Genomic DNA, 10,184 nt, shown 5'->3' with positions numbered 1-10,184 from the left:
GGCTCGGCGCGGGCGGCGGCGCGGCTTGGCGGGAGGTGCGGGGCCGGGTCAGGCCGGGCGGCGGGCCACCAGCACGTCTCGCATGATCGACTGATCCACCCGGTGCCGCAGTGCGCGGTAGGGCTCCTCGTCCACCACCGTCAGGCCGGCGTCGGCCAACGCCGCCGCCGCGTCGTCCCGACCGGCGACGTGCGTGTTCCACGAGATGCCGAGCGCCCCACCGGGGCGCAGCAGCCGCGCCCAGACCGGCGCGGCCTCCGCGAGCAGCGCCAGCGGGTCACGCGTCAGGCCCTGATCGGCGGTACGACTGCCGTGCTGTACGCCGTACGGCGCATCGGCGACCACGAGGTCGACGGTCTCCGGCCGGAAGAACTCCGCCGAGCGGGTCGTGTCGGCGTTGACGACGTCCAGCAACTGCGTCTGGCCGGCCTTGTGCTCCTCACGGGTCGGCGCCAGCTCGATGCGTACCCGCCGGCCGACCACCTTGCGTTCCCGCCGCACCGGCCCCGACTCCAGCACCCGGTGCTTGACCCGCTTCTGCTTCAACCAGGTCGTGACGAACGCCCGGTACGCCTCGACGTCCTTCTGGTCGCGCTCGATCCCGGCGGCGTCGAAGCCGTACATCAGCGCCTGGTTGAGGGTGGTGCCGCGACCGCAGAGCGGGTCGAGCACCCGGAACCGGCGGCTGGTCAGCTCGCCGGCCCAGTCCGACGCGAGCAGGGTGACGTTGAGCAGCAGCTTGGTGAACTGCTCGTTGGTCTTGCCGGGGTACTTCTGGATGGTGAGCAGGTCGTCGTCGTAGCGGTCCAGCCGGCTCCACTCGACCGGGCGCAGCAGGTCGCCGACGATCTCGAACAGCGCGTAGCCGGCGGAGAGGTTGCCCAGGACGGCCAGGTCCCGCTCGGTCAGCCCGTCACCGGCGAACGTGACGTAGGTCGCCCCGCCGACGATCTCGGTGTCCAGCTCGCCGATCCGGCCGTCGAGCGCCGAGGAGCCGAAGATCTCCAGCTCGGCCCGGGTGAGGTCGATGGCGGAACGGGCGTACACCCGGTTGGTGGCAGGAAGGATCAGCAGGCCGTAGCGCGTCATGATCCGGCGAGTATTCCACAACGCGCCCGGGTCGCCGGGAACCGGAGCGGCGTGCGGACCGACTACCCACACATGGGGTGTGAGCAGTGGCGGGAGGTCCTGTCCGCGCAGTTGGACGGGGAGGAGACCGCCGCCGAAGGGGCGGCGGCGCAGGGGCACCTGGACGAGTGCGCCAAGTGCCGGGCCTGGTTCGCGACGGCGGTCACGGTGACGCGCCGGATTCGTACCCGATTGGTCACCGATGTGCCCGACCGGACCGACGCGATCCTGGCCGCCATCGGGGCCAGCGCGGTCACCGGTGCCGATGCCGAGGACGCGCCGCCGGCCCGCCGGTCGCGGTGGCGGTGGCGGCTTCGCCTGCCCGGCCACGCGGCGCGGCTTCGCCTGCCCGGCCGCGCCGGCCTGGTCGTCGGGCTGCGCGCGGCGCTCGGGCTGCTCGGCGCGGTCCAGCTCGTGCTCGGCCTGGCACAGGTGGGCCGCGGAGCGGCAGGCGACCACGTGCACGCCGCCGGCCAGCACCTGTGGCACGAGTCGGCCGCCTGGAACGTGGCCGTCGGGGCAGGCTTCCTCTTCGTGGCGGTACGCCGCAGCCCGCCGGCGGGTCTCCTGCCGATGCTCAGCGCGTTCGTCGGCACGCTCCTGCTGCTCTCGGTCAACGACCTCGCCACCGGCTCGGTCGGTGGGGAGCGCCTGGTCAGCCACGGGTTCCTGGTGGTCGGCTACCTGATCACCGTCCTGCTGTCGCGGCCCGGTCTGCGCCCCGGCGGACCCTCACCGCAGCGGCAGCCGACGCCGTCGCGCTGGAAGTTCGGCGCGGACGAGACCGAACGGCCACTGCGGGTCGTGCGCGCCGAGCCGTTCTCCGCGCAGGCCGCCGACCGCCACGCCGCCCCGGCCGCACGGACCGGCGACCGCCGGGCCGCCTGAGCCTCGGGTACGGGCTGTTCAGTCCGTCTGCCGTCGGCGTGCTCGGTGGGCCCGCAGGTTGGCCGGAAGGCCGCAGACGCGGACGGAGTGCCAGACCCCGCTGTTGTTGCGGGAGCGGTCGTAGAACGCCACCTGGCACCGGGGGTTGCGGCAGGTCTTGATGCGCCGGCCGACGTCGGTGAGTTGCGCCGTGAACAATTCCGCCAGGACGAGGGAGACAAGCGACTCGGCCCCCGTCCCGGCGGGATCGAGGTGGACCGAGCCGTTCCCGTCGAGCCGCAGCGTGGCGCCTGCCGCAAGAGGCGCCTGCACCGGCTCGGGCGGCCCGGATTCCGGTGTGGCGTGGAGCCGGGCATCGATCCTGTACCGCAGCTCGTCGCGGAAGGTCCGCAGCGCCCGCAGGCCCGTCGGGTCGAGCGTCACGTCGGGTGCCGGTCGCCCGGTGGCCGTCGACCACCGGACGGCGACATCGTCCGCCCACTGCGTGGCACTGTCGAGATCGTCGAGGAGATCCGGCTGGCGCGGGGCGCCGGCCGGGAGCGTGTTGAGCAGGTCCTGGACGAGCCCGAGGCCGCCCGGTGCGGGGTCGAGGCCGTATCTCGCGGTGGCGGGCCACAGCGGAGGGGACACCGACGGCATTGTCACATCACTTTCCGATCAGGCCGAGCGCCCCGTACCACAGCGGTCCCGGGTTGACCCAGTCCGGATAGAGCTCCATCATCGCGTTGAAGAACCCAAGGGCTGTCGACTCCTCAGCCAACAGCCGCTCCACGTTCAGCAGGTACCTCCGGGTCTCGTCGATGCTCGACGGGTCGTCGGGGCGGTTGCGGTTCTTGTGGCTGGCCACGACCGCCCGGGGCGCGAGGGCCTCGACGCGGTCGAGGGCCTTGAGCCACTCCCGCAGGCCACCATTGACCGTCTCCAGCAGGTACTGGTGGACCCCGTTGTAGACGACGTCGCCAGCCACCACGAGGCCGATCGACGGGACGTGTAGGACTGTGGTCTGGTCGCCGTCGGTGTGCCCGGTCTCGACCGGCTGGGCGACGTTGCCTTCGAGCAGGATTCCGCCGGACGGCACCGGAACGGCGTCGACGGGCGACTCCGGGATCAGCCCGGGGAAGACCTTGTCGAAGACCTCTTGGCGCCCGACGGTGGCCTGCTGGTGCATGACCTCGATGGTCCCGGGCGTGGCGTAGGTGACGGCGTCGGGGAAGCGCTTGACCAGCTCAGGGGCACCGAACCAGTGGTCGCCGTGCCCGTGGGTGGCGTAGATGGCCGTCAGCCGCTTGCCCGACCGCTCGATCCAGTCGCCCACCGTCGCGATCTGCTGATAGGTGAAAGGGGGGTCCACCAGCAGCGCCTCCTCGGCCCCCGAAATCAGGGTGGTGGCTGTCGGATTGAAGTGGATGGGTGAACCGTCCGGCATGCGCTGGTCTCCGGCCCGGACCGGGCCATCCAAGACGAAAACCTCGTAGGACAGGGCAGATGTGGACATGTCTCCTCCTCGGGTGACGCGTCGAATCCCGGGCGCGGGTGTCACTGACTCCGACCGCTGAAATAAGCATAAGCCTTACGGCTATTTCAGCGGTGCGGTTCGCGGGTGGTCTGTGTCACGGCCACAGCGACTCGCCGGCCACTGCGGGGCAGGACAGGCCCTAGCCGCGGCGGCCGTAGTCGGCCGGGTCCAGCCGGGCGGTACGGCGGCGGTACTCGGCGGCCATCCCCGGCCAGTTGGTGACGATCCGGCCGGTGGCCGTGCGGTACCAGCTCCGACAGGCCGTCCACACGCTTCCGGCGAGCCGGCGTTGCAGCTCCGCGTCGTAGCCGGCAGCCACGTCGGGGCGTACCTCCAGGGGTTCGCCACCGGCGGCGAGCAGGCGCACCGCCTGGGCGATGTGCCGGGCCTGCGCCTCCAGGAAGTAGAGCACCGACGTGTTGCCTGTGTTGGTGTTCGGGCCGTACATCAGGAAGAGGTTGGGGAAGCCGGGCACGGCCATTCCGAGGTACGCGTACGCGCCGTCGCGCCACTCCTCGCCGAGCTGGCGGCCGGCGCGGCCGGTGACCCGGATCGGCACCAGGAAGTCGGTGGCCGCGAAGCCGGTGCCATAGACCAGCACGTCGCAGGTGTGGATCCGGCCGTCGGCGGTGCGGATGCCGTCCTCGGTCACCTCGACGATCGCCTCGGTGACCAGCTCGACGTCCTCCCGGCCCAGGGCGGGCAGCCAGTCGTTGGTGAACAACACCCGCTTGCAGCCCATCGGCTCGACAGGCGTGACGCGGGCACGCAGCTCCGGGTCGCGTACCTGCCACCACCTCTGCGCCCGGGAGACACCCCGCAGCACCGCCGCGGCGGCCCGGTTGCCGGTCACCGCCAGCCCGGTGAGCACGGTCACCGACCAGAACGCGGCCCGGGGCACCCGCATCAGCGCCGGCACCCGCCGGTAGAGCACCCGGCCCAGCCGCCCGTGCCTGCGGTCCGGCTTGGGCAGCGTCCAGGGCGGGGTGCGCTGGAAGACGGTGACCCGGGCCGCCCGGTCGGCGATGGCCGGCACCAACTGCACCGCGCTGGCGCCGGTGCCGATCACCGCGACCCGGGCGCCGTCCAGGCGTACCGCCGGGTCCCACCGGGCGGTGTGCATCGCCGCCCCGGTGAAACGCTGCGCGCCGGGCAGCGCGGGCACCACCGGCTGCGAGAGCTGACCGACCGCCGGGACCAGGACGTCCGCCGTCAGTTCCGCGCCGTCGGCGGTACGCAGCCGCCAGCACGCCGCGGTCTCGTCCCACGACGCGTCGGTGACCTCGGTACGCAGCCGCACGCTGTCGGTAAGCCCCAGCTCCGTCACGCAGCGGTGCAGGTAGTCCAGGATCTCCGAGTGCGGCGGGAAGCGCCGCGACCAGTCCGGGTTCAGGGCGAAGGAGTACGAGTAGAGCGGCGCCGGGATGTCGCAGGCGCAGCCCGGATAGGTGTTGTCCCGCCAGACGCCGCCGATCCGGTCGGCCCGCTCCAGCAGCACCACGTCCGCGTCGCCGGCGCGGCGCAGCGCGGCGGCCACCGCCACCCCACCGAACCCGGAGCCGATGATCGCCACCCGCACCCGTCGGGGATGTCGGGTGGTGGCTGCGCTGTCGGCCATGGCGGGCTCCCTCGGCGGTGCGGCCGACCGTAACAGCTTGTTGGCGGCTCGCCAATGGCTAGCCGGGATGTGCCTGCCGCGCCGCCTCCTCGCCCGCGATGACCTGCGGGATGACCTGTTCCACAATGGTCAGCAGCGTGGCCGTGAGCAGCAGGTGCACCTGGACACGGGTCAATGCGCCACGCTGGAGCCACTCCCGGGCGGTCGACGTGGCCAGTCCGCCGTACGCCCGGACCATCCCGCGCAACTCCTCGCGGTGCTCCGCCTCGCCGGCCAGCCCCACGGCGACGAGCATGCGGTCCGCGGCGACCTCCTCGGCCTCGGCGAGCACCCGCTCCACGTCGGCGTCGCCACCCATCCCCCGGGCGGTGACGGCGGCCAGCCAGGAGGTGCTGTGCCGGGACACCACGTCGAGGAACCACGACACGCTGGCGTCGACCCGCGTCCGCAGATCACCCTTGGGCAGCCGTTCCAGAGCGACCTCCGGAATGGTCACCATGACCCGGACAACCTCCAGGTAGAGGTCCTTCTTCGTGCCGAAGTAGTGGTTGACGAGGCCCCTGGCGACACCCGCCTCCCGGGCGACGTCGGTGGTCGACACGTCCGCGTACGGCCGCTCGCCGAACAGCCGGACCGCGCAGGCGAGGATCTGCCCGCGCCTGGCGTCCGGCTCCAACCGGCGGCGACGGGGAGCCGTCTCGACACTCATCTGCCCGACCCTAGCGGCAGCCACCCCCCTCACCTTGATCAAGTGATGAGAAGTAGGTCAGGGGCAGCCGTAGAACCTACTTTTCATCACTTGACCAACGAACGCCCATGATCACGTGGTGTCCAGCAGTTGCCAGAGCCGTTCTCGAACTGCTGAGCATCAAGTGATCACTGGCCGCGGCGGCGCCGGACCACGTGCCGGCCGAGGTGCCGCAGGTTGGACGTCTCGGAGTAGAGCGCCGCGTTGATCGCGCCGACCGCCACTCCGGGCGCTCGCTGCACCCGGTCACGAGGCCGAGTAGTTCACGCGCAGTGGCTGGGCCGACCTGGTCAGCGGCCGAACTTCTCGGTCGCCTCAGGCGTCACCGGGGTGAAGAAGTTGACCAGGTTGCCGTCGGGGTCGCGGAAGAGCAGGGCTCGGTTGCCCCAGGGCATGGTCGTGGGCTCGTTCACGAAGTCCTCCACCACGGTCTTCAGCTTCTCGTAGAGCGCGTCCACGTCTGGCACGAGGAACTCGATGATCACGGTGTGGTTGTCGGCCGGGCGGGCCGATCCCGGCGCGAACAGTGGGACGGTGCGGGTACTGCCGATCGCCAGCGTGCCGTGGGCGGTGCGCAACTCGGCGAAGTCCTCGTTGCCCCATGTCGCCTGCACGCCCGTGATCTTCTCGTAGAAGCCGACCAGTCGGTTGATGTCGCCGGCGATGATGCGGATCGATACGAAATCCATGCCTTCTCCCTGCTCAGTACGGTCGGTACCGGTCTGACGTCAGCACGCTAACCCGAATACTGGACAGATCTGGTCCAGTATTCGAGGTAGGTTCAAGGCGTGGCACGACCGACAGCCCAGGTGCTCGCACTGCTGGGGCTCTTGCAGTCCGGCGGCGTGCGGACGATGGCCGAGCTTGCCGAGCGCCTCGGTGTCGAACCGCGCACGGTGCGGCGCTACGTGAGTCACCTGGTCGACCTCGACGTGCCGGTGGAGTCGGTGCGCGGTCGCTACGGCGGGTATCGGCTCGCCGCCGGTTATCGTCTGCCGCCGCTGATGTTCAGCGACGACGAAGCCTTGGCCGTCCTCCTCGGGCTGGTTGCCGGCCGCCGTGCCGGGCTGGCGACGGCCACAGGTACGGCGGGTGAGACTGCCGCCGCGAAGATCCGGCGCGTCCTGCCGCAGCGGATCGCGGACCGGCTGGACGCCGTACTCCAGTCCCTCGCCTTCACCACCGACCCCGACGACTTCCCTGCGCCGCAGACAGACGTACTCCTCACCGTCGCCGAGGCGGTCCGCCAGCACCGGCCGATCTCACTCCAGTACACCTCGGGCAACGGCAGGCGCAGCGTCCGCGCGCTGCATCCGTTCGGGCTGGTCAACCATGCCGGCCGGTGGTACGTCACCGGGGTCGATCCGGATATCGGTGAGGATCGGACCCTTCGGCTCGACCGCATCGCGGACGCGAGAACGCTGCCCGGCTCGTTCGAGCCGCCCGCCGGCAACGATCCCGCAGGACACCTCCTCACCTCGATGGCACAGGCGCCGTACCGGCATGCGGTGTCGCTGCGGATACAGGGCACACGTGAGCAGATCCGCAGGCAGCTACCGGCCAGCATCGCCGAGGTGCGAGAGGGTGCGGACGAGGGCTGGCAGGACGTGGAGATCCGGGCAGAGAGCCTCGACTGGTTACCTGCTGTGCTCGCCGCGCTCGACCTGCCGTTCGTCATCGAACGCCCCGACGAACTCCGCGACCGTGTCGTCGCACTCGCTGAGCGGTTGGCGGCCTCCGGACGACGCGAGCCGACCCGCAGCTAGCCGACTCGGTTTCCTTGAATCCGGGGTGTCCCACGCTGCGGATGGCCCGACTTCAAGGAACCGGAGTCGATCAATGGTCTCGGCCGCCCAGGAGCTGATCGAGACTTATTGACATGCCGCCAACAGCGCGCGAGGGTGGTGCACATGCCGACGCCCGATGGTTCCCCCTCACCCTGGCGCGAACCGGAGCACGACGACCTCGCCGACCTGGCCCGCACCTTCTTCACCAAGGACGTCCTGCCGCACACCGAGCGCCTGCTGGCGCAGGGCCACCCGGACCGCGAGCACTACCGGCGCGCCGGTGAGCTGGGGTTGCTCGGCCTGTCGGTCCCCGAGGAGTACGGCGGCGGAGGCGGCGGCTTCACCCACGAGGCCGTGCTGCTGCACGAGCAGGCGTACACCGGGGAGAGCAGCCTCGGGTTGGCCGTCCACAGTGGCATCGTCACCGGGTATCTCGTCGCGTACGGCAGCGAGGAGCAGAAGCGACGGTGGCTGCCCGGCCTGTGCAGCGGTGAGCTGGTGGGCGCGATCGCGATGACCGAGCCCGACGGCGGCTCGGACCTCCAGGCGATGCGTACGCGGGCGGTCCGTGACGGCGACGACTACCTGGTCACCGGTGCGAAGACGTTCATCACCAACGGCGGTCTGGCCGATCTGATCATCGTGGCCGTGAAGACCGACCCCGAGCAGCGGGCGGCCGGCGTCTCGCTGCTGGTCTGCGAGGTGGGCGGCGACCCGGACGGCTTCCGTCGGGGCCGGCTACTGTCCAAGATCGGGCTGCACGCCAACGACACGGCCGAGCTGTTCTTCGACGAGTTCCGGGTGCCGGCGGCAAACCTGCTCGGCGGCGCCGAAGGGCTGGGCTTCATCCAGCTCATGCAGCAGCTCCCGCAGGAACGGCTGGTGATCGGCGTCGGCGCGGTGGCCGCGATGGAACGCGCCGTCGCGCTTACCGTCGCGTACGCCAAGGAGCGCTCCGCCTTCGGCAAGACCCTGATGGGGCACCAGAACACCCGGATGGTGCTCGCCGAGTGCGCCACCCGCACCCGGGTCAGCCGGGTCTTCCTGGACGACTGCATCGTCCGGCACACCCGTGGCGACCTGGACGTGGCCACTGCGGCGATGGCGAAGTCGTGGCTCACCGACGGCCAGTGCGAGGTCATCGACAGGTGCCTGCAACTGTTCGGCGGCTACGGCTACACGACGGAGTACCCGATCGCCCGGATGTACGCCGACGCCCGCGTCCAGAAGATCTACGGCGGCACCAACGAGATCATGAAGGAGCTGATCGCCCGTGCCCTCTGAGGCGTACGTCTATGACGCGGTGCGCACCCCGCGCGGACGCGGCCGGGACACCGGCGCGCTGCACGGGGTCAAGCCGATCTCGCTGGTGGTCGGCCTGATCGACGCGCTGCGCGAGCGCAACCCCGGCCTGGACGTCGGCCGGTTGGAGGACCTGCTGCTCGGCATCGTCACCCCGATCGGCGAGCAGGGCGGTGATCTGGCGCGGGCCGCCGCGCTGCTGGCCGGGCTGCCCGACCAGGTGAGCGGGGTTCAGCTCAACAGGTTCTGCGCCTCCGGGCTGGAGGCGGTCAACTCCGCCGCCGCACGGATCCGCTCCGGCTGGGAGCATCTGCTGCTCGCCGGCGGGGTGGAGTCGATGTCCCGGGTGCCGATGGGCGCCGACGGCGCGGCCTGGGCCACCGACCCGCAGACCGCCCTGGCCACGTCGTTCGTGCCGCAGGGCGTCAGCGCCGATCTGATCGCCACCCTTGACGGCTTCACCCGCGACGACGTGGACGGCTACGCGCTGCGGTCCCAGGAGCGGGCCGCCAAGGCGATTGCCGGTGGGCACTTCGCCCGCTCGGTGGTGCCGGTCCGCGACGGCAACGGGCTGGACATCCTCACGGTCGACGAGCACCCCCGCCCGGAGACCACCCGGGAGGCCCTCGCTCGGCTCACCCCGTCGTTCGCCACGATGGGCGAGGCCGCCGGGTTCGACGCGGTCGCCTTGCAGAAGTTCCACTGGCTGGAGGCCATCGAGCACGTCCACCACGCCGGCAACTCGTCGGGCATCGTCGACGGGGCGGCGCTGGTGCTGATCGGTTCGGAGCAGGTCGGGCAGGATCTCGGCCTCACCCCGCGCGCCCGGATCGTCGGCGCGGCCGTCACCGGCGCCGACCCGACGCTGATGCTCACCGGCCCGATCCCGGCCACTGACAAGGCGCTCGCCGTCGCCGGGCTGACACTCGACGACATCGACCTGTTCGAGATCAACGAGGCGTTCGCCGCTGTGGTGCTCAAGTACGTCCGCGACCTGGACCTCGACCCGGACCGTGTGAACGTCAACGGCGGCGCGATCGCTCTCGGCCACCCGCTCGGCGCCACCGGAGCCATGTTGCTCGGCACGGCGTTGGACGAGTTGGAGCGCCGCGACCTGCGCCGCGCCCTCGTGACCCTCTGCATCGGCGGCGGCATGGGCGTCGCCACCGTTCTCGAGCGCTGCTGACCCGGGGGAAA

The 10,184-nt window shown here is 71.2% G+C and carries 10 protein-coding genes; 4 read left to right on the top strand and 6 right to left on the bottom strand.

Features of this window, described 5'->3' with window-relative positions:
* Window positions 1-48: 48 nt before the first annotated feature.
* Window positions 49-1,089 carry a TRM11 family SAM-dependent methyltransferase gene (locus tag MILUP08_RS04080; RefSeq protein ID WP_007454981.1) on the bottom strand — a complete coding sequence of 347 codons (1,041 nt, stop codon included), beginning with the start codon at window positions 1,087-1,089 and terminating at the stop codon, window positions 49-51.
* 72 nt (window positions 1,090-1,161) lie between these two features.
* Here MILUP08_RS04080 and MILUP08_RS04075 point away from each other — a divergent pair, with 72 nt between their 5' ends.
* Window positions 1,162-2,016 (top strand): zf-HC2 domain-containing protein, encoded by an 855-nt coding sequence (locus MILUP08_RS04075; protein ID WP_051065659.1) that lies wholly within the window; start codon window positions 1,162-1,164, stop codon window positions 2,014-2,016.
* 18 nt (window positions 2,017-2,034) lie between these two features.
* Here the strand turns inward: MILUP08_RS04075 and MILUP08_RS04070 are convergent, their stop codons facing one another.
* From MILUP08_RS04070 to MILUP08_RS04050, 5 genes are all read right to left on the bottom strand, one after another.
* Window positions 2,035-2,655: a CGNR zinc finger domain-containing protein gene (locus tag MILUP08_RS04070; protein WP_007454978.1), complete on the bottom strand. Its 621-nt coding sequence runs from the start codon at window positions 2,653-2,655 to the stop codon at window positions 2,035-2,037.
* A gap of 7 nt (window positions 2,656-2,662) precedes the next feature.
* Window positions 2,663-3,511 carry an MBL fold metallo-hydrolase gene (locus MILUP08_RS04065; RefSeq protein ID WP_007454977.1) on the bottom strand — a complete coding sequence of 283 codons (849 nt, stop codon included), beginning with the start codon at window positions 3,509-3,511 and terminating at the stop codon, window positions 2,663-2,665.
* Window positions 3,512-3,671: 160 nt separating this feature from the next.
* Entirely contained in the window at window positions 3,672-5,150 is a 1,479-nt protein-coding gene (locus MILUP08_RS04060; protein ID WP_007454975.1) for a flavin-containing monooxygenase, read from the bottom strand.
* Window positions 5,151-5,208: 58 nt separating this feature from the next.
* Window positions 5,209-5,859: a TetR/AcrR family transcriptional regulator gene (locus tag MILUP08_RS04055; RefSeq protein ID WP_007454974.1), complete on the bottom strand. Its 651-nt coding sequence runs from the start codon at window positions 5,857-5,859 to the stop codon at window positions 5,209-5,211.
* 329 nt (window positions 5,860-6,188) lie between these two features.
* On the bottom strand, window positions 6,189-6,587 hold the full coding sequence (locus MILUP08_RS04050) for a VOC family protein (RefSeq protein WP_007454973.1): 399 nt from the start codon (window positions 6,585-6,587) through the stop codon (window positions 6,189-6,191).
* Window positions 6,588-6,686: 99 nt separating this feature from the next.
* On the opposite strand from MILUP08_RS04050, the gene MILUP08_RS04045 reads away from it, so the two are divergent.
* The 3 genes from MILUP08_RS04045 to MILUP08_RS04035 all read left to right on the top strand — a co-directional run bounded on the left by MILUP08_RS04045 (window position 6,687) and on the right by MILUP08_RS04035 (window position 10,173).
* Entirely contained in the window at window positions 6,687-7,664 is a 978-nt protein-coding gene (locus MILUP08_RS04045) for a helix-turn-helix transcriptional regulator (protein WP_007454972.1), read from the top strand.
* A 144-nt stretch (window positions 7,665-7,808) separates the two neighbouring features.
* Window positions 7,809-8,969 (top strand): acyl-CoA dehydrogenase family protein, encoded by a 1,161-nt coding sequence (locus tag MILUP08_RS04040; RefSeq protein ID WP_007454971.1) that lies wholly within the window; start codon window positions 7,809-7,811, stop codon window positions 8,967-8,969.
* A complete protein-coding gene (locus MILUP08_RS04035) occupies window positions 8,959-10,173 on the top strand; it encodes an acetyl-CoA C-acetyltransferase (protein ID WP_007454970.1) in 1,215 nt (404 codons plus the stop codon). Before MILUP08_RS04040 ends, MILUP08_RS04035 begins: the two co-directional genes overlap by 11 nt.
* The last annotated feature ends 11 nt before the right edge of the window (window positions 10,174-10,184 follow it).

Source organism: Micromonospora lupini str. Lupac 08 (assembly GCF_000297395.2).
GTDB classification, from domain to species: Bacteria; Actinomycetota; Actinomycetes; order Mycobacteriales; family Micromonosporaceae; genus Micromonospora; species Micromonospora lupini.
Note: the sequence above shows the minus strand (reverse complement) of the source record. Positions and strands in the feature narration are given on the sequence as shown.